This is a genomic window from Rhizobium rhizoryzae (genome assembly GCF_011046895.1).
GTDB lineage: Bacteria > Pseudomonadota > Alphaproteobacteria > Rhizobiales > Rhizobiaceae > Neorhizobium > Neorhizobium rhizoryzae.
Window position 1 is genome coordinate 2216943 of record NZ_CP049250.1, and the last position, 19978, is coordinate 2236920.

The window sequence follows — 19978 nt, forward strand, 5'->3', positions numbered from 1 at the left end:
AACCGCTTTCTTACCGATCAATCGGGTTATCGCCATCGTCTCACTTTCATGAAGATGATTGTTTCCAGCCCGCCGGTCTTTGACCGCCACGCAATCCATTAACGCATGTTCACAATTGCGGCAAGCTCCAAGCGCTCAAGCGGCAATCTTGCGATAGCCGGCAGTCACTGCGCGGCTTGCAATAAATCGCGTGCGAGGCTTGTGCGAGGCTTGATAAACCTTGCGAAATGCCCGCAGCTTGCGTGCTGATCGCTCTGCCAGAGCGAGCTGGATGAGGGGCGCAACAAGGGCCGCAACCGCAAGCGGAAGGGCAATTTCCTGGCTCAAAATTGCTGAATTGGTTAAAGAATCACTGAGTTGAAGCAGGACGGCCCAGAGGGCGATGATCAGGGATGGGCGAAATGCCTGCCAGCCAAGCCGGAAAGACGCCGAAGCCGTGTTCTGGTTCGGGAGGTTATCGTTGTCGGCAATCCTGACGCGGAACCGATTGATCTGTGACCTGAAGACAAAGAGCATCAGGAAGGCAATGCCGATCCAGGCAAATGAGCCCTGCATTGCAGGCAGATAAATGCGGCACATGTTGAAAGCAGCGATTGCCACCGCAGCCGCCAGCAGATAGCCGATCCAGAGGCCCGGTAAAAACAGGATTGCGCGCAGTTTCCCGCGCGCAATGCATTGATCTCTCAGAAGGTTAGCCGCGACGGATGGTAGCAGAAAAGCGAGCAGGGCCAATGCTGCTGTCATCAGCGTCGTCTCTAAACTCATCTCAAGTCCTCCCCGACCTCATGACTTCCCATGCCTGAGATCATCGCTGCTGAATCATAGTCCTGATCAGGCTGACCGGTAGGGCTGTCCAATGAAGTCCATGACGTCCTTGAACCAACCGGCAGACAGATCGAAATGCTTGCCACCCTTGATACGCGGGAATTCGATTGTGCGCAATTTCCCATTCTGATCTTCATCGTGACCGGTCACGCCGGACACGCCGTTCAACGCACTTTCCACGCCAAGATCGACCATGCTCTGGATCAATCGCAGGTCTTCGTAGTTGGCCGGTGCCGAGCGCGCATAGTAACCCGATTTCTGAACCATCGAACGTTCCGCACCCAGAAGGGTTGCGAAATGCTTCTGGAACCAGTTTCCGACATTGATGGTATCGATCTTGACGTGCCCGAAGGCGTCGCGCTTGACGGTTTCGCCCGCCGCTTCTCTTTCGGCAACGATGGTGTCGAGGCCAGCGCCTTCCGAAACGAAGAGCGTCACAAAGCCGCAGCGGTCCATGATGGCGCGAAGGCGGGCCGCCTCCGCATCCAGATCGAAGGCCATCTCGGGCAGGTAGAGCCCGTCGATGTTCTTCATCTGGGTGTTCATCATGAAGCCTTCGACATATTCATTGTTCTTCGTGTCCTGGATGTAGGCACGGGCGGTAGCCGCGGTCAGCCAGCCACAGTGACGGCCCATGACCTCGTGAATCACCAGCGTGCGCGGCGCAGCACTTTGTTCATTGCTGACATGGTCGAAGAAGTGTGCGCCAACTTCGGCCGCAGTCCAGGCTCCCAGCGACTGCTTGATGGGAACGACATCATTATCAACCGTCTTCGGCAGGCCGACCACAGTCAGGTTGTAGCCGTGTGCGCCGAGATAGGCGGCAAGGTCGGCGGCGGTGGTGTTGGTGTCGTCGCCACCGATCGTATGCAGGATCGTCACCCCATCGGCGGCGAGCCTGTCAGCTGCAACCTTCAGCGGGTTCTCGCCTTCCTTGACAAGGCCCCGCTTCACGCAGTCCGCAGCATTGGTCAGCTTGACGCGGCTGTTGCCAATGGGGGAACCGCCATAGCGGTGAAGCAGATGCGCCTTTTCACGCATGTCCTGGTTGATTTCGATTCGATCGCCAAGCAGCAATCCCTGATAGCCCGAGCGGTAGGCAATCAACTCGATCTCTGGCGCGATATCGGAATAGCGCTCAATGAGACCGCCGACTGCCGATGAAAGGCACGGTGCCAGTCCGCCTGCTGTCAGCATTGCTACTTTCTGTTTGGCCATCGATCCTCCTTCGCGCCTCAAGCGCCTGTCTCAAATCTGGCGAATGGATGCGACACGAGACTGCGGCTGTAAAGTGAATTTCTCAAGAAAATCCGTGATTTCGCGGCGTAAACATGATGCCGACACAATTCAATCGGTTCAATGGGCGCCGGAGATGTCAACGCTTATCGGATGCGGTCTTCGTCTGTGGACAAGTCCTTGCGGAGATTGCTGGTGAGATGGGTCCTTGTTTCCGGGAAGATCCATCCGCGTCGGGCCGACGTAGGATGGATAAAGTTTAATGCCATTGCCTTCGTCTTCGCTTGCCATCGCGGGTTAAATTTGGTCTGGTGAGTCATGATTTTCGATTTCGCATGCCTTCAACTGACCTCTTTGTGGGACCGACTGCTGCACGCAGTTGGTGACGCCGCCACGAATACGCTTTCGCGCATGGTGGAGGCCGTCCGAACCTTGTTCGAAGGTGATCCGGAAACACGCAGGCGCGTGTCATTCTCCATCGCAATCATCGCGCTCTCTGCCAAGATGGCCAAGGCTGATGGTGCGGTTGTTGCCTCGGAAGTCGAGGCCTTCAAGCAGATTTTCGACTTTCCAGAAGAAGAGGCAAAGAACGTTGCCCGGCTTTACAATCTGGCGCGCCAGGACGTCGCCGGCTACGAAGCCTATGCCGAGAAGCTCGCAAATCTCTGCGGTTCCGGTGATTGCAACTGCCCCATGCTGGAGAACGTCATCGATGGCCTTTTCCATATCGCCAAGGCGGATGGGATGGTGCATGAGGCCGAACTGGCATTTCTCGCGCGCATAGCGGAAATCTTCCAGATCGACGAAGATCACTTCCGACGCATCATGGCGCGGCATATAACCATGGATGGCGGCAACCCGTATCTCATCCTTGGCGTGTCGCCGGATCAGGATTTTTCCGAAATCCGCAAGCAATATCGCAGGCTCGTTGCCGAACATCACCCGGACAAATTGATTGCACGCGGCGTACCCGCAGAATTGCATGCGGCAGCGAATGAGCGCATGGCGGCATTGAACGCGGCCTATGCGGCGATTGCGAAAGAACGCAAGGCAGCATGAAACTCGAGGCAGATTTCGTCGGCGCGCGCGTGGAGCCGTCGCCGAACCATGGCGAACGCAAAGGCTGCGATGCGCCAGACATGATCATCCTTCATTACACAGGTATGCCTGACCACGGTCAGGCATTGTCCTGGCTGAAGAATATCCAGAGCGAGGTTTCCAGCCATTATTTCGTCTGGCCGGATGGTCGCATCGTGCAACTGGTGCCGGAAAGTCGTCGTGCCTGGCATGCGGGTAAAAGTGTCTGGGCTGGCGAAACGGATATCAATTCGCGGTCCATCGGCATCGAGATCGCAAATGCGGGCCATCCTGGCGGTTTGCCGGATTATTCCAGCGAGCAGATCGAGGCCGTCATTCGCCTCTGCCGGGACTGTATCGCCCGGTGGCGCGTCCGACCGGAGCGGGTGCTGGCCCATTCGGATGTTGCGCCGCGCCGAAAGGTCGATCCGGGCGAGCGGTTTCCGTGGCGAGAATTGCACCGGCAGGGCGTCGGCCATTGGGTAGAGCCTTCTCCCATTCGCAGCGGCCGTTTCTTCCAGAAGGGTGAAAGCGGGCAGCCGATCGAGGCGTTGCAGGGCATGCTGGCACTCTATGGATACGGCATCGAAATCACGGGCGAATTCTGCGAGAAAACAGAAGGCGTCGTTGAGGCATTCCAACGGCATTTCCGGCCTGCCTGCGTGGACGGCATTGCCGATATGTCGACTATTGAAACTTTGCATCGGTTGCTGACCGAGCTGCCGCGTTTTCAAGGGACGGATGAGGTCTGACCTTCCTCCGCAGGCACATGTCGAATTTGTTCAAGTACATTGTTGTGGGTCGTGGAATGATGGGTTCCGCAGCGGCCCGCCATCTTTCACAAACAACCGATGGCGTCGCACTGATCGGCCCGGACGAGCCGAAGGACGCCGGAAACCATGACGGTGTCTTCGGCAGCCATTACGACGAGGCGCGCATAACGCGAACCATTGATCCAGACCCGGTCTGGGCTCGTCTCGCGAACCGCTCCATTGCCCGCTACGCGCGAATTGAGCAGGAGAGCGGTATCCGGTTCTATCACGAAGCCGGTTGCCTGATGGTCGGTCCCGAGCGGGCCAGCGGTCACAGCTACATTGAGGGAATTCTCAGCGCTGCCGAGCAACTAGGGGTTCAGCCCGAACTTCTGGATGATCCGGGACTTATCTCTCGCTTCGGCTATTTCGGCTTCGAGTCGGGTAGCGAAGGTGTCTTTGAAGCGCGCAGTGCCGGTTACGTCAATCCCCGCGCACTGGTATCGGCGCAATCCGAGATCTGCCGGAAACAGGGGGCTACCCTGATTGCCGAGACGGTCGGTTCCATCCGACGTGATGGCAATCTGATCTCGGTGCAAACTCGCGAGGGTTCGGTGTACCGGGCAGAGCGGGTGCTGCTTGCCGCTGGCGGATTTTCCATTGTCGAGAGTCTGTTGCCACAACAGGTTCAGATGTCGGTTTATGGTCGAACGGTCACTTTTTTCGAAATACCCGAAAGCGAATTACCTGCCTTTTCCGGTATGCCTTCGCTGATCTACGAGCCACGCGACACGGCTGACCACATCTATCTGCTGCCGCCTGTGCGATATCCGGACGGCAAGATCTACCTCAAGATCGGTGGCGATCCTGATGATCTGAAGCTGGGATCGCTTCAGGAGTTGCAGCAGTGGTTCAGGAGCGGCGGGCGTGAGGTTGCGCGGGATCACCATGCCCGGATCATACGGCCGCTGGTGCCGCAGATCGACGTTGATCGCATCTCCACGGGCGCCTGCGTGGTAGCGAAGACGGCGACCGCCTATCCCTTCATCGACTTTACGGAAGATCCCGCAATCGCAGTTGTCACGGGCGGGTGTGGTTCGGCCGCCAAAAGTTCCGATGAGATTGGACGGCTGGGGGCGCAATTGATCAAGAACGGCTCGCTGGAAGGCGAGGGCTACCCCGTTTCGTTTGCGGCGCATTTCGCGTGATTTGCAGTAGCCCTGCGACTGGAAACCGTTTAAGCAGGCGCTGCCAGTTGGCCGGGCAGCCGCGCTTTACCAATGCCGAAAGGCGGTAGGGTGAGGAAAGTCCGGGCTCCACGGAAATACGGTGCCGGATAACGTCCGGCGGGGGCGACCCCAGGGATAGTGCCACAGAAAGCAAACCGCCCCGCTTTCTCTTGTGCTCAAGCGAGCATCAGAGGCGGCGGGGTAAGGGTGAAAGGGTGGGGTAAGAGCCCACCGCGGGACTGGCAACAGGACCGGCAAGGTAAACCCCACCGGGAGCAAGACCGAATAGGGATGACGCGGGTGCCGCTTGCGGTGCTACAGCCTGTTTCCGGGCCAGTCATCCGGGTGGGTTGCGTGAGGCAGCGTGCAAACGCTGTCCCAGATGAATGGCTGCCACGTTCCGGGAAACCGGGGCCATACAGAACCCGGCTTACAGGCCAACTGGCGATTTCTTCTTTGGTGGAATGCTACCTCTGGGTGGTTTCGGATTCGCGGGATCCCGGCTGCCCCGTTAACGATAGATGGTTCTCCGCCATTTCCCTTTCTGGTTGTTGGCAGCCAGATCCAAGAGTCTTGGCAGGGCCTGCAAAAACCAATGATTTCAGTTGTTTGTCAGCTCACGGGAGTGTGATTTTCCGTGTTCTGTCACGGACTCGGAAAGTGCCCTCGCTAACCCTTTGTTAAACTTAACGGGTTATAAATTATTAATGCCGCGATCCCTCGGTGGGGTCGCTTCCCATTGACGCCCATATGGTCCCATGGTATCCCAAATCCACACTGCGAAGGGGCACTTTACCCCCGCTCAATCGGACAGGCTCGGATCGCTTCCCACGGGAAGAAACGGGCGGAACACGTTCCGTCTGAACGGCCGGGTTGTGTGCCTTTGTGGGTTTGACGCGGGTGGTCATGGCCGCCCGCATCTCTTGGAGGCGGATGTTTGGCGTTATGAACCGCTTCTTGTCCAATGCGACGAACCGGATCGACTCGAAGGGGCGTGTTTCCGTCCCTGCGATGTTTCGTGCCGTTTTGACGCAGCGGAACGTCCAGGAGCTTTATTGTCTCCAGGACCTGGTTTTTCCGGCGATCAGCGTCGGCGGTCCGGACCTGCTCGAGCGGTACGAGCGGCAGATCGCCCAGGCGGATCCATTCTCGCCGGAGGCCAACATGATGTCGCTGCTGGTGCACGGCGGCGGCGTCTACATGCGGCTCGATGCGGAGGGCCGGTTGGCGGTCACGGATTTCATTCGCGACTTCACCGGAATCACGACGGAAGTCACCTTCGTGGGTCGCTCGGATCATTTTCAGCTATGGCAGCCCCAGGCGTTTCACGAGGCGCAGGTGGTGGCCAGAGAGGGTCGCGCTCGTCTTCCGGTGCGGCCTGCCTAGAACAGGGGATTGGAATGGCGGCGAATCTTGGCGAGGGTAACTCCGAGGCCGATGGCGGACTGGTACGTCACATTCCGGTTATGCTGAACGAGGTGCTGGAGACCTTGGCTCCGGCTCCGGGCAAGGTGATCCTTGACGGTACGTTCGGCGCGGGTGGCTATACCCGCGCCATTCTCTCCACCGGCGCCAATGTCATTGCGCTCGATCGCGACCCCAATGCGATCGCAAGCGGTCAGCCAATGGTTGCTGAATTTGGCGGTCGCCTGAAACTCATTTCCTCGCGCTTTTCAGAACTCGCATCCCACGCTCCTGATGGTGGTCTGGACGGTATCGTTCTCGATATCGGCGTGTCTTCGATGCAGATTGATGAGGCGGATCGCGGCTTTTCGTTTCAGCGCAACGGCCCTCTGGACATGCGCATGTCTGCTTCCGGCGTTTCAGCCGCTGATGTCGTAAACCGCGCCAAGGCTGGCGACATGGCGCGCATTTTTGGATTTCTGGGTGAGGAAAAGCAGGCGGGGCGCATCGCGCGCGCCATCGAAAAGCGCCGTGCGAGCGAACCTTTTGCCACGACGCGCGATCTTGCCAACCTCATCGAGAGCGTCAACCCACGCAAGGCCAAGGACAAGATCCATCCTGCAACGCGGGTATTTCAGGCGCTGCGCATCTTCGTGAACGATGAACTGGGTGAGCTTGCGCAGGCATTGTTTGCGGCGGAGCAGGCTTTAAAGCCGGGCGGCCGACTGGTGGTCGTCAGTTTCCATTCGCTGGAAGACCGTCTAGTGAAACGCTTTCTGACGGATCGGTCCGGCAAGGCGAGCGGGTCACGCCATCTGCCGATGGTTGAGGACAAGCCCTCGATTTTCGAGCCGGTTGGCAAAGGAATGCTGTCTGCGACCGAGGCGGAAGCATCCGTCAACCCTCGCGCAAGGTCCGCCAAGCTACGTGCAGCCTTCAGAACTGCAAGTCCGGCTCGCGCCGTGGATTTCTCGATTTTCGATCTGCCTGAACTGACCAGCCTGGAAAAGATGGGAGCCTGAATATGCTGAGGAGCTTCGATCTCGTGCTGATCGGCGTCATGACGGCTACCGCCGTCGTGACCTACAGCATCAAGCACAGGGCAGATCTCAAACTGGAAGAAGTGCGTCGGCTGGAGACGGAAATCCGGCTGGAACACGATACAATTGATCTGCTGAAAGCTGACTGGGCCTTGCTGACGCAGCCGAACCGGCTTCATCGCCTGATCGGTCAGTATCAGGCGGAATTGGAACTGGAGCCGACGCAGCCGACCCAGCTTGCGATGCCTAAGGAACTGCCGATGCCAAAATCGCAGTTGCCGCAGCCTGAGACGACGATCGAAGAACTGATCGCGCAGGTGGACCCTGAAGTTGCTGCCGCCTTGAAGGGTGTTGATGCAGCCAAGGCCAAGCCGCCGAAATCGAAGATCCCCGTGCCGCTTGCGCGTGGCAAGACTCCAAGCGTTGATTCTATTGCAACCGGATCGGTGAACCACTGATGGCTTTCCTTTCGCGCGTAATGGTTCTGAAGAGCCGGGCTCATTTTTCCGCAGGCGCCAAGAGACCCGCCTTTGGCGGCGCCAGTTTCGAGGGCAGCCGCAAGCGAAAATCCGCGCAGGCCCGCAATCGCGTCGGCATCATCATCGCCTGCTTCCTCGGCTTCTACTGTGTGATTGGCGGACGGCTGGTCTTTTATGCCATGAAGGAGCCGGAAGCGACGTCGAGCATCATGCCTGCCGACCGGCTGATGGCATCGCGCCCGGACATTCTGGACCGGAACGGTGAAGTGCTGGCCACCGACATTCGCACGGTTTCGCTGTTTGCGGAGCCGCACAAGATCGTTGATCCGGATGAAGTCATCGAGAAACTGCGCACGGTTCTGCCGGACATCGATGCCAAGCAGATCTACCACAAGCTCTCGTCCAAATCCCGCTTCCAGTGGCTTCGTCGCCAGCTTACACCCAAGCAGCAGAGCGAAATTCTGGCACTCGGCATTCCCGGCATCGGTTTCCGGCCCGAGAAGCGCCGGTTCTATCCGGGAGGCGCCACGGCTGCCCATATCGTCGGCTACGTCAACATCGACAACCGCGGCGTTGCAGGCATGGAACGATATATCGACAGTCAGGGCCTTGCCGATCTCGCAGCCGTGGGCATGACGAGCGATCAGCCGCTGGAACCCGTCAAGCTTTCGATCGATGTTCGCGTTCAGGCAATCCTGCGCGAAGTGCTGATGTCGGCCATCCAGAAGTTCCGCGCCAAGGGGGCGGGCGGCGTTGTGCTGGATGCCAATACGGGTGAGATTCTCGCCATGGCGTCCGCACCGGATTTCGATCCGAACGATCCGGCAGCAGGTGGTGAGGAAGGCTGGCTGAACCGCATGTCGAACGGCACGTTCGAGATGGGCTCCACGTTCAAATCCTTCTCGCTGGCCATGGCGCTCGATTCAGGCAAGTTCTCGATGAACGACAGTTTCGATGCGCGTTATCCAATCCGCATAGGTGGCTTCACGATCAAGGATTTCCACGGCAAGGGACGTTTTCTCACCATGCCGGAAGTGTTCCAGTATTCGTCCAACATCGGTACCGCGAAAATGGCGGATGCCGTCGGCATTGAGGGACACAAGGAATTCCTGACACGGCTGGGCCTCTTGTCGCGCATGCAAACGGAGCTTCCTGAAGTTGCGACGCCGTCGCAGCCGAAAGCATGGAAGAAGATCAACTCGATCACGATTTCCTTCGGTCACGGTGTGTCGACGACGCCACTTCAGACCGCGGTTGCCGGAGCCGTGCTGGTAAACGGCGGTCGCCTCATCCAGCCGACATTCCTGCCGCGTTCCGTGGAGCAGGCGAACGAAGTGGCTTCGACTGTTATCAAGAAGACAACAAGCGATAACATGCGCTGGCTGTTCGGCTGGAATGGAACGCAGGGTTCTGGCAAGAACGCCCTGGTGGAAGGCTTTGATGTGGGTGGCAAGACGGGGACGGCCGACAAGGTCATCAACGGGCGCTATAACCACGACCACAACTTCAACGCCTTCCTAGCCGCGTTCCCCATCTACAAGCCGCAATATGTGGTTTTGACCTTCATCGACGATCCGCGCAGCGAGACAGACCGAGCCGTTCTGGCCGGTAACAGTGCCGCGCCCATGGTCAAGGAGATCATCAGCCGCTCCGCCGCTGTTCTCGGTGTAAAACCAAGATTTGGAGAAAACGGTTCCGCCATGCTTGTGTCCTATTAGGCCATAATGAATGGGCCCGTCGATTCGCGGCTACGGGACAGGCCGCTTCGCAGAGAGGGTACCGATGAAACTTGATTACTTCTCCGGGATCATTCCGGAGATTGCCGCACAGCCGGACGGCGTTCGCGATCTCGCAATTAGCGGCATTTCTGCCGATAGCCGCAAGATCGAACCGGGCATGCTGTTCGTTGCCATTCCCGGCAACAAGGCAAATGGTGCAGCATTCGCCGCGGACGCCGTGACACGGGGTGCGTCTGCAATCATCTCGTCCGAAGAGCTCAATGTCAGCATACCGGTCATTCGTGTCGGGAATGTCCGCAGGGTTCTGGCACTGGCTGCTGCCCGTTTTCATGACGCGCAGCCGGGCACGATCGTTGCCGTGACGGGAACGGCGGGTAAAACCTCCGTAGCGTCGTTCACGCGGCAGATCTGGGCGCACGCCGGCCTTGCTGCCGCGCAGATCGGCACGACGGGTGTCATTTCTCCCACGCGCAATGAATATGGCTCGCTCACCACGCCTGACCCGGTTGCCCTGCATGCGCTGCTGGCCGAACTGGCGCGCGAGGGTGTAACGCACGCAGCCATGGAGGCTTCCAGTCACGGCCTCGACCAGAGCCGCCTGGATGGTGTGCGCTTGGCCGCCGCAGCCTTTACCAATCTTGGCCGCGACCACATGGATTACCATCCGACGATGGAAGACTATATGGCCGCCAAGATGCGGCTGTTTGATACATTGCTTCCGAAGGGCAGTCCCGCGGTCATCTTCGCGGATGATCCATGGTCGGCCAAGGCTATCGAGGTTGCCAAGGCTGCGGGCCACGACGTGCTGACGGTCGGGCGTGGCGGCAATTTCCTCAGCCTCAAGCGGGTCGAGCATTTTCGGCACAAGCAGTTGGCGGAAGTGCATGTCGATGGTCAGATCCACGAAGTGCACATTCCGCTGGCCGGGGATTTCCAGATCGCGAACGCTCTGGTTTCGGCTGGATTGGCGATTGCCACAGGCGTTGCGCCGAAGGTCGCCATGGCGGCGCTGGAGCGCCTCGTTGGTGCCTCTGGCCGGTTGGAGCTGGTGGGCCAGACACGGCAGGGCTCACCGGCCTATGTCGACTATGCCCACAAGCCGGAAGCGCTGGAAAACGTTTTGACATCCGTTCGTCCGTTCACGACCGGACGCGTGATCGTCGTCTTCGGATGTGGCGGTGATCGCGACAAGGGCAAGCGTCCGATCATGGGAGAGATCGCGGCGCGTCTGGCGGATATCGTGATCGTTACCGACGATAATCCACGATCGGAAGATCCGGCGACCATCCGTTCCGAAATCATGGCTGCCGCACCATCCGCCACCGAAATCGGCGATCGGGCGCAGGCCATTCGTCATGCGGTTTCGCTGATGGATGCTGGTGATACGCTGATCGTGGCAGGTAAGGGCCATGAGGAGGGCCAGACGGTTGGCACCACGGTGCTGCCGTTCTCCGACCATGTCGAGGTGCGAAAAGCTTTGGAGGGTGTGACGCAGTGAGCTGGCTATGGACAACGGCAGATATGATTGCTGCGATGGGGGGGCGGCCCATCGGTTCGCTTCCTGCCGGGATAACCGGCATCTCCATCGATAGCCGCACCATTGCTCCGGGTGAGGCATTTTTCGCGATCAAGGGCGACCGCGTCGACGGACACGATTATGCAACGACGGCCATGGCAAACGGTGCGGCGCTTCTGGTCGTTGCGGAAGCCAAGCTTCCGGCCATGGGCCGGATTACGACGCCGATGATCGTTGTGGATGATGTGCTCGCAGCACTCGGTCGTCTGGCTGTTGCCGCGCGCGCGCGTACCGACGCCAAGATCGTCGGTGTCACCGGCTCCGTGGGCAAGACAACGACCAAGGAAATGTTGCGCACTCTGCTTGCACCGTCTGGCAAGGTGCATACGGCTGTCGCTTCCTTCAACAATCACTGGGGCGTACCGCTGACGCTGGCGCGCATGCCTGCCGATACCGATTATGGTGTCTTTGAAATCGGTATGAACCACCCGAACGAAATTCGTCCACTTGTGAAGATGGTGCGCCCACATGTCGCGATCATCACGACGATTGCGGCGGCCCATCTCGGGCATTTCAACAGCCTGGAAGAGATTGCCTCCGCGAAGGCCGAGATCTTCGAAGGCGTGGAGCCGGGTGGCGCTGTTCTCCTCAACCGGGATAACAAGCAGTTCGCTTATCTGGAGCGGATTGCCCAGGAACTGGCGCTTCCGAACATTCTGACCTTCGGACAACATGCCAAAGCCGATTACCGTCTTGCGGATTTCGAAGGCTCCGCCGAAGGGTCCACCATCTGGGCGGTGCTGGATGGCGAAACGGTGGAAGTGCATATCGGGGCTCCGGGTCGCCACATCGCGGAAAATGCGCTGGCGGCACTGGCGGTCGTCTCGTTGCTGGGCGCCGATGTTGACGCAGCACGTGCTGCGCTGGCGGATCTTCGCCCCGTCAAGGGCAGGGGCGAACGGCATCGCCTGTCGATGACCGGCGGACATCTCACCCTGATCGATGAGAGCTACAACGCCAATCCCGCCTCCATGCGGGCAGCAATCGCGCTTCTGGCTGCAACGCCACCGCAGGGTGCGGGCCGCCGCATTGCGGTTCTGGGCGACATGCTGGAAATGGGCGCCTTTTCGCAGAAGGTGCATGAGGAACTTGCCGGACCACTTCTGGCCGCCGGGATTGAGCATGTGTGGCTGGCGGGGGCGGAAATGGCGGCGCTCCGCGATGCGCTTCCGGACAGCGTTCAGGTGGAATATCGCGCGACGACGCCGGAACTGGTGGAGTTTGCCGTTCGCAATGTGATACCGGGCGACGTGCTGATGGTGAAATCCTCTCTCGGCATCGGCTTCGGCAAGATCGTCGCGGCGCTTATTGACAACTATCCGCCCTTGTCTGACACGGGGCGCTGATTTGACCTTCCAGAAGAAAGACTTCCCATGCTGATTTGGCTTGTAGAGCTTGCGAGCAGCTTTCAGATCTTCAACCTGTTTCGCTACATCACGTTCCGGACAGGTGCCGCGCTCTTCACCTCAGCGCTCATCGTCTTCCTGTTCGGGCCGCGCATGATTGCGTCGCTCCGCATCCGGCAGGGGAAGGGGCAGCCCATCCGCGCCGACGGCCCGCAAACGCATTTCAAGAAGGCTGGGACCCCCACCATGGGCGGCCTGATGATCCTGACAGGTATCGTCGGCGGCTCTTTGCTCTGGGCAGACCTTTCCAACATCTACGTCGTCGCCACCCTGCTGGTCACGCTCGGTTTTGGCGCCATCGGCTTTTACGATGACTATCTCAAGGTCACGAAGCAGACGGATAAAGGGTTCTCTGGCAAGGCGCGTCTGGGCATCGAATTCCTGATCGCCGGGATTGCGGTCTACTTCATGATGCGCGTCTCCATCGCCAATGCGCCGAACGGCTCCGTGCTCGGCACCTCGGTCACGTTCCCGTTCTTCAAGAACGTTCTCTTGAATCTCGGCGTCTTCTTCGTCGTGTTCGGCGGTTTCGTGATTGTTGCTGCAGGTAACGCCGTGAACCTGACGGATGGTCTCGATGGTCTTGCGATCGTGCCTGTCATGATTGCCGCCGCCTCTTTCGGCATCATCGCCTATCTGGCCGGTAATGCCGTCTTTGCAGATTACCTGCAGATCAACTTCGTGCCCGGAACGGGAGAACTGGCGGTGATCCTGGGCGCTGTCATCGGGGCGGGACTAGGGTTTCTCTGGTTCAACGCTCCGCCTGCCGCTATCTTCATGGGCGATACCGGTTCACTCGCGCTGGGCGGCCTCATCGGTTCCGTGGCGGTTGCCACAAAGCACGAGATCGTCATGGCGATCATCGGTGGCCTCTTCGTGATGGAAACGCTGTCTGTCATCATCCAGGTCGGCTTCTTCAAGCTGACGGGACGCCGCGTGTTTCTCATGGCACCAATCCATCACCATTTCGAAAAGCTGGGCTGGACGGAAAGCCAGGTCGTCATCCGGTTCTGGATCATTGCCGTGGGTCTCGCCATGCTTGGCCTCTCCACGCTCAAGCTGCGGTAATCACCATGATCGCTGTCACAACATTTGCCGGGCGCAAGGTCGCGCTTTTCGGCCTCGGCGGTTCGGGTCTCGCAACGGCGCAGGCCTTGATTGCCGGTGGCGCAGATGTGATTGCATGGGATGATAATCCAGACAGCGTTGCGAAGGCGCAGCAGGCCGGTGTTAACACCGGCGATCTTCGAGAGATCGACTGGGCAGCGCAAGCGGCTTTCGTTTTGTCTCCCGGCGTGCCGTTGACGCATCCCAAGCCGCACTGGAGCGTGGATCTGGCCCGCTCGGCGGGTGTCGAGATCATTGGTGATGTCGAGCTTTTCGTGCGGGAACGCCGCGCTCATGCGCCCGATTGCCCGTTCATCGCCATTACAGGCACAAACGGCAAATCCACCACAACGGCTCTGATTGCGCATATTCTGAAGTCCAGTGGACGGGATACGCAACTTGGCGGCAACATCGGTACGGCTGTGCTGACGCTCGATCCGCCCAAGGCTGGGCGCTTCTATGTGGTCGAGTGCTCGTCCTATCAGATCGATCTTGCACCGACGATCAACCCCAGTGCGGGCATCCTGCTTAACCTGACGCCGGATCATCTGGATCGTCACGGGACCATGCAGCATTACGCGGATGTAAAGGAGCGACTGGTTGCCGGAAGCCAGATGGCGATCGTCGGTGTCGATGACAGTTACTGCACGCTGATTGCGGATCGCATCGAGCGGGCGGGTGTCCGGGTCAATCGCATTTCCCGCCGCACGGTGCTGGCCGACGGGTTCTATTTCGCAGATGGCGGGATCGTTCACGCGCAAGCCGGCAAATCGGAGCCGATCGCGGATCTTCAGGGCATCGATACCCTCAAGGGATCGCACAATGCGCAGAACGCGGCAGCGGCCATCGGAGCCTGCCTTGCCGTCGGCGTGTCGATCGAGGAGATCCAAGCAGGGCTTCGCAGCTTTCCTGGCCTGAAGCACCGCATGCAGCCTGTTGGCCGCAAGGGCTCCGTGACCTTCGTCAACGATTCGAAGGCAACGAATGCCGATGCGGCTGCGCCAGCCCTTTCCAGCTACGACCGCATCTTCTGGATTGCTGGGGGACTTCCCAAATCCGGCGGCATCGCAAGCCTCGCGCCACTCTTCCCGCGTATTGTGAAAGCCTATCTGATTGGAGAGGCGGCTCCGGAGTTTGCGTCAACGCTGGGTGAAGCGGTCCCTTACGAGATCTCCGGGACGTTGGAACGCGCGGTTGAACATGCAGCGAAGGATGCCCAGGCAGATGGCGGGACGAGTGTCGTGATGTTGTCTCCGGCCTGCGCGAGCTTTGACCAGTTCAGGAATTTCGAAGTCAGAGGCGACCGGTTCGTATCTCTGGTGGCAGCACTCGATGGCGTGACAATGCTCATCGAGCCGGAAAAAGGACAGTAAGATGGTAAGTCGCGCCGATCGAGGGGCACTGGCAGACTGGTTCTGGACGATCGATCGCTTTTTTCTGGCGACCTTCATTCTGTTGATGGGCATCGGCTTCATGTTGTCCTTTGCGGCGTCACCGCCGGTGGCGGAGCGTATCGGGCTGCCGAGCTTCCACTTCGTGGAACGTCATGCCATCTTCCTTGCTCCTTCTATCCTGGTGATGATCGGGCTTTCCTTCCTGACGCCGAGACAGGTACGCCGGGCTGCTATCATTCTCCTGATCATGTCGATCGCGATGATGGTTCTTGCGCTGTTCTTCGGAACGGAAATCAAGGGCTCGCGCCGCTGGTTCGCCATTGGTAGCCTTTCGATCCAGCCATCGGAATTTCTGAAGCCTGCATTCGTCGTGGTCTGTGCCTGGCTGTTTGCCGAGCACGCGCGCCAACCGGAAGTGCCCGGCAACTTCTTCGCGATCATTCTCTTTGGCATTGTTGGCGCGCTTCTTGTGGCGCAGCCCGACCTTGGCCAGACGATCCTTGTCAGCGCGGTCTGGGGCGGAATGTTCTTCATGGCCGGCATGCCGTGGCTGTGGATCATCCTCCTTGGTGGTCTTGGTGCAGGGGGAATCGTCGGCGCCTATTACATCTTCCCTCACGTTGCAGGGCGTATCGACCGCTTCATGACGGGTGAGGGGGATACATTCCAGGTTGATACCGCGCGCGAGGCGATCATTCGCGGCGACTGGTTTGGTCAGGGTCCGGGTGAAGGCATCGTCAAGCGCATCCTGCCGGACAGCCATACGGACTTCATTTTCTCCGTCGCGGCGGAAGAATTCGGTATCGTGTTCTGCATGGCCATGGTGGCGATTTTCGCCTTCATCGTCATTCGCGGCTTGAGCCACGCCTATCGTGAAAAGAACGATTTCAATCGCTTTGCAGTCGCGGGTCTCGTTCTTCAGATCGGTATCCAGTCGATGATCAACATCGGCGTCAATCTGGAGCTTATGCCGGCAAAGGGCATGACGCTGCCGCTGATATCCTATGGTGGGTCTTCCATGATCGCGATCTGCATCACGGCTGGGTTCATTCTGGCGCTGACCCGTCATCGTCCGGAAAAACGGGCGCAGGAGCGAAGCCTCTTCAGGGTTTCCCACGGCGTGCCTGCGGAGTGAGATGAATGAGCAAAGGTGTTATCCTCCTCGCCGCCGGTGGTACCGGCGGCCATTTGTTTCCGGCGGAGGCGCTGGGGCACGAGTTGAAGTCGCGCGGGTGGTCTGTTCATCTCGTGACGGACAAGCGCGCCGAGCGCTTTGCAGGTTCCTTTCCTGCCGACGAGATCCACGTTGTGCCGTCCGCGACCTTGGGTTCGAAGAACCCGATCTCAATCGCAAAATCCATGTTGACCTTGTGGAAAGGCTTAAGAGCAGCCCGCAAGCTGATGGCGGGCATCCGTCCATCCGCTGTGGTCGGATTTGGTGGTTATCCCACAATCCCGCCGCTTCTGGCGTCGACCGGCATGGGTATTCCTTCGCTCATTCATGAGCAGAATGCAGTCATGGGCCGCGCTAACAAGGCTCTGGCCAATCGCGTACAGGCCATTGCCGGCGGCTTCCTGCCTGATGATGGTGGAAAGCACGCCGCCAAGACGGTAATCACCGGCAACCCTGTGCGCCCCGCTGTGCTTGCGGCGGCGAACAGACCTTACCAGCCGTCTATCGGCAACGACCCGTTCAACCTCGTGGTGTTTGGCGGCAGCCAGGGCGCACAGTTCTTCTCCGGGGCCATTCCAACCGCGCTGGCATTGCTGAACGAGAGCGAGCGGGCCCGCGTGCGGTTGACGCAACAGGCGCGTCCCGATGACCGGTCGCAGGTCGATAGCTGCCTTGCCAAGCTGCAGATGAACGCCGACGTCTCGCCATTCTTTGGTGACATGGCGGAGCGTATTGCCGCAGCCCATCTCGTGATCAGCCGATCCGGCGCGTCGACTGTGTCCGAGCTTGCCGTTATCGGCAGGCCCGCTCTCCTGGTGCCTTACCCCTATGCGCTAGACCACGATCAGGCAGCCAATGCTGCCGCGCTGGTGAAGGTCGGCGGCGCCAAGGTCGTGCCACAAGCGGAGCTTTCTCCGGAAAAGCTTTCCAAGATCATTTCCGGCGCAATGAACGAGCCGGAACGCATGGCGCAGATGGCGTCCTCGGCCAGAAAGGTGGGGCACCCGAACGCTGCGGCCTTGCTTGCCGATCTGGTGATCGCTATTGCCGCAAAACAGCAAGTTTCTTCATTCAAAGGAGTCGCAGCATGAAGATGCCGAAGGCGATCGGCCTCGTCCACTTCATCGGCATTGGCGGTATCGGCATGAGCGGCATTGCCGAGGTGCTGCATAACCTTGGCCATCGCGTTCAGGGTTCCGACCAGTCGGATAGCGCCAATGTCCAACGCCTGCGCGAAAAAGGCATTCCGGTATTCGTCGGCCATCAGGCGGAGAACCTCGGCGACGCGGAAGTCGTTGTCGTTTCGACCGCGATCAAGAAGAACAATCCGGAACTGATCGCTGCGCGTGAGAAGTCCCTGCCGATCGTTCGCCGCGCCGAAATGCTGGCCGAGTTGATGCGCTTCCGCAATGCAATCGCCATCGGCGGCACGCATGGCAAGACGACGACCACCTCAATGGTTGCGACGCTTCTGGAAGCGGGCGGGCTGGATCCTACCGTCATCAACGGCGGCATCATCAACGCCTACGGCACCAATGCCCGCATGGGCGAGGGCGAATGGATGGTGGTTGAGGCCGATGAGTCGGACGGAACCTTCCTCAAACTGCCTGCCGATGTGGCGGTGGTCACGAACATTGACCCGGAACATCTGGACCATTACGGCAATTTCGACGCTGTGCGGGCGGCATTCCGTCAGTTCGTGGAGAATGTTCCGTTCTATGGCTTCGGCGTGCTTTGCATCGATCACCCGGAAGTGCAGCAACTGGTCGGCAAGATCGAGGATCGCAAGATTGTGACCTACGGCGAAAACCCGCAGGCCGATGCTCGCTTTTCCAACATTCGCATGGATGGGACACGGGCAATCTTCGACGTGGAGATCCGCCGCCGCCGCACCGGTCGCGTGTTCCAGTTCAAGGATCTCAGCCTCCCGATGCCGGGGCGCCACAATATTTCGAATGCCACGGCGGCGATTGCTGTCGCCAACCGGCTTGGCATTTCGGAAGAAGACATTCGCAAGGGTCTCGCCTCCTTCGGTGGCGTGAAGCGTCGCTTCACGCTGACGGGCACGTGGAATGGCGTTTCCGTCTTCGACGATTACGGCCACCACCCGGTGGAAATCAAGGCTGTGCTCCGGGCCGCACGCGAAAGCTGCCAGGGCCGAATCATCGCGGTTCACCAGCCGCACCGTTACACACGGCTTCACAGCCTGTTCGAAGATTTCGTCACCTGCTTCAACGATGCCGACAGTATCATCCTTGCTCCGGTCTATGCGGCTGGCGAAGAGGAAATCGACGGTATCAACTCGGAAGCCCTGGTTTCCCGCATCAAGGCGGGCGGTCACCGTGATGCGCGCTACATGTCTGCGCCCAGCGCATTGCCGGGCATCATTTCCGGCATTGCAAAACCAGGTGATTTCGTGGTTCTTCTGGGGGCTGGGAACATTACGCAATGGGCAGCCTCGCTGCCCAGGGAACTGGAAAGCATTTCGGGACAATCTTGATGAAGCAGGTGAATGGGGAAAAGCTGCTGGCCTCGCTGGGGTCTGGGGTCAATGAATTGAGAGGCAGGCTGACGCCCGATGCACCGATGGACCGGGTTACCTGGTTTCAGGCCGGTGGATTGGCCGAGCTCATGTTCCAGCCGCATGACGAGGAAGATCTCATCACCTTCCTGAAGCTTCTGCCGGAAGATGTGCCGCTGACGGTGATGGGCGTAGGCTCCAACCTTCTTGTGCGCGACGGTGGAATTCCGGGTGTTGTGCTGCGTCTTTCCGCAAAGGGTTTCGGTCAGCTGGAGCTTGCGGGCGAAAATCGTATTCTTGCCGGTGCCATCTGCCCCGACAAATACATCGCTGCGATGGCCATGGATAATGGTATCGGCGGTTTTGCATTCTACTACGGGATTCCCGGTTCCATCGGCGGTGCGCTGCGCATGAATGCCGGCGCCAACGGCGGGGAAACCTCTGCACGTGTCGTTGAAGTTCATGCCGTTGACCGAAAGGGCAACAAGCACGTTTTGACGAATGCCGACATGGGTTACAGCTACCGTCATTCTTCCGCAGGCGCGGGCCTCATTTTCACCCACGCGCTTTTTGAAGGCTATGCCGATGATCGCGCCAAGATCCGCTCCGAGATGGATGCGGTTCGCCATCACCGTGAAACGGTCCAGCCGGTCAAGGAAAAGACCGGTGGCTCAACGTTCAAGAATCCGCCCGGACATTCGGCCTGGGAATTGATCGATGAAGCGGGATGCCGCGGTTTGATGGTGGGCGGTGCGCAGATGTCCTCGCTGCACTGCAATTTCATGATCAATATAGGTCATGCATCTGGCTATGACCTTGAATATCTTGGCGAACTGGTACGCCAGCGCGTTTATGAAACTTCGGGTGTCAAGCTCGAGTGGGAAATCAAGCGCCTCGGCATCTTCATGCCGGGTCGCGAGGTCCGTCCATTCCAGGGTGTGACCACGGAATAAATCTCATATCGTAAGAAAAGCCCGCGAAATCAGCGATTTCGCGGGCTTTTTTATGCTTTCGATTCT

Annotated in this window: 17 protein-coding genes and 1 other RNA gene; 16 read left to right on the forward strand and 2 right to left on the reverse strand. The window is 59.1% G+C overall.

Translation table 11 applies throughout. From position 1 onward, the window contains the following. Positions 1-135 precede the first annotated feature (135 nt). On the reverse strand, positions 136-765 hold the full coding sequence (locus tag G6N80_RS16585; RefSeq protein WP_062554128.1) for a hypothetical protein: 630 nt from the start codon (positions 763-765) through the stop codon (positions 136-138). 66 nt (positions 766-831) lie between these two features. After that, entirely contained in the window at positions 832-2043 is a 1212-nt protein-coding gene (locus G6N80_RS16590) for a pyrophosphate--fructose-6-phosphate 1-phosphotransferase (RefSeq protein WP_165135408.1), read from the reverse strand. A gap of 336 nt (positions 2044-2379) precedes the next feature. Between G6N80_RS16590 and G6N80_RS16595 the strand changes: the two genes are divergently transcribed. From G6N80_RS16595 to murB, 16 genes are all read left to right on the forward strand, one after another. Beyond that, positions 2380-3120: a J domain-containing protein gene (locus G6N80_RS16595; RefSeq protein ID WP_062554130.1), complete on the forward strand. Its 741-nt coding sequence runs from the start codon at positions 2380-2382 to the stop codon at positions 3118-3120. Then, entirely contained in the window at positions 3117-3890 is a 774-nt protein-coding gene (locus G6N80_RS16600) for an N-acetylmuramoyl-L-alanine amidase (RefSeq protein WP_165135411.1), read from the forward strand. Before G6N80_RS16595 ends, G6N80_RS16600 begins: the two co-directional genes overlap by 4 nt. A gap of 17 nt (positions 3891-3907) precedes the next feature. Continuing rightward, the gene (locus tag G6N80_RS16605; protein ID WP_165135414.1) at positions 3908-5098 is read left to right on the forward strand and encodes an FAD-dependent oxidoreductase; all 1191 of its coding nucleotides are present in this window, start codon (positions 3908-3910) and stop codon (positions 5096-5098) included. A gap of 43 nt (positions 5099-5141) precedes the next feature. Continuing rightward, positions 5142-5568, forward strand: an RNA gene (gene rnpB / locus G6N80_RS16610) — RNase P RNA component class A. Positions 5569-6064: 496 nt separating this feature from the next. Next, positions 6065-6505, forward strand: a complete 441-nt coding sequence (gene mraZ / locus G6N80_RS16615) for a division/cell wall cluster transcriptional repressor MraZ (protein WP_062554755.1) — start codon at positions 6065-6067, stop codon at positions 6503-6505. A 14-nt stretch (positions 6506-6519) separates the two neighbouring features. Continuing rightward, positions 6520-7545, forward strand: a complete 1026-nt coding sequence (gene rsmH / locus G6N80_RS16620) for a 16S rRNA (cytosine(1402)-N(4))-methyltransferase RsmH (RefSeq protein WP_062554133.1) — start codon at positions 6520-6522, stop codon at positions 7543-7545. A 2-nt stretch (positions 7546-7547) separates the two neighbouring features. Then, positions 7548-8021, forward strand: coding sequence for a cell division protein FtsL (ftsL, locus tag G6N80_RS16625; protein ID WP_062554134.1), 474 nt, complete (start codon positions 7548-7550; stop codon positions 8019-8021). After that, complete coding sequence (locus tag G6N80_RS16630) at positions 8021-9760, forward strand: peptidoglycan D,D-transpeptidase FtsI family protein (RefSeq protein ID WP_062554135.1); 1740 nt, start codon at positions 8021-8023, stop codon at positions 9758-9760. Before ftsL ends, G6N80_RS16630 begins: the two co-directional genes overlap by 1 nt. Before the next feature lie 64 nt (positions 9761-9824). Further along, positions 9825-11279 (forward strand): UDP-N-acetylmuramoyl-L-alanyl-D-glutamate--2,6-diaminopimelate ligase, encoded by a 1455-nt coding sequence (locus tag G6N80_RS16635; protein WP_165135417.1) that lies wholly within the window; start codon positions 9825-9827, stop codon positions 11277-11279. Then, positions 11276-12703, forward strand: a complete 1428-nt coding sequence (locus tag G6N80_RS16640; protein ID WP_165135420.1) for a UDP-N-acetylmuramoylalanyl-D-glutamyl-2,6-diaminopimelate--D-alanyl-D-alanine ligase — start codon at positions 11276-11278, stop codon at positions 12701-12703. Before G6N80_RS16635 ends, G6N80_RS16640 begins: the two co-directional genes overlap by 4 nt. 27 nt (positions 12704-12730) lie before the next feature. Next, a complete protein-coding gene (gene mraY, locus G6N80_RS16645) occupies positions 12731-13831 on the forward strand; it encodes a phospho-N-acetylmuramoyl-pentapeptide-transferase (RefSeq protein WP_062554138.1) in 1101 nt (366 codons plus the stop codon). 5 nt (positions 13832-13836) lie between these two features. Next, positions 13837-15243: a UDP-N-acetylmuramoyl-L-alanine--D-glutamate ligase gene (gene murD, locus G6N80_RS16650; protein ID WP_165135423.1), complete on the forward strand. Its 1407-nt coding sequence runs from the start codon at positions 13837-13839 to the stop codon at positions 15241-15243. Position 15244: 1 nt separating this feature from the next. Further along, positions 15245-16399 (forward strand): putative lipid II flippase FtsW, encoded by a 1155-nt coding sequence (gene ftsW / locus G6N80_RS16655; RefSeq protein ID WP_062554140.1) that lies wholly within the window; start codon positions 15245-15247, stop codon positions 16397-16399. Positions 16400-16404: 5 nt separating this feature from the next. After that, complete coding sequence (gene murG, locus G6N80_RS16660; RefSeq protein ID WP_165135426.1) at positions 16405-17529, forward strand: undecaprenyldiphospho-muramoylpentapeptide beta-N-acetylglucosaminyltransferase; 1125 nt, start codon at positions 16405-16407, stop codon at positions 17527-17529. Further along, positions 17526-18938, forward strand: a complete 1413-nt coding sequence (murC, locus tag G6N80_RS16665; protein ID WP_165135429.1) for a UDP-N-acetylmuramate--L-alanine ligase — start codon at positions 17526-17528, stop codon at positions 18936-18938. Before murG ends, murC begins: the two co-directional genes overlap by 4 nt. Further along, the gene (gene murB, locus G6N80_RS16670; protein WP_165135432.1) at positions 18938-19912 is read left to right on the forward strand and encodes a UDP-N-acetylmuramate dehydrogenase; all 975 of its coding nucleotides are present in this window, start codon (positions 18938-18940) and stop codon (positions 19910-19912) included. The genes murC and murB overlap by 1 nt, the downstream gene beginning before the upstream one ends. Positions 19913-19978: the final 66 nt, after the last annotated feature.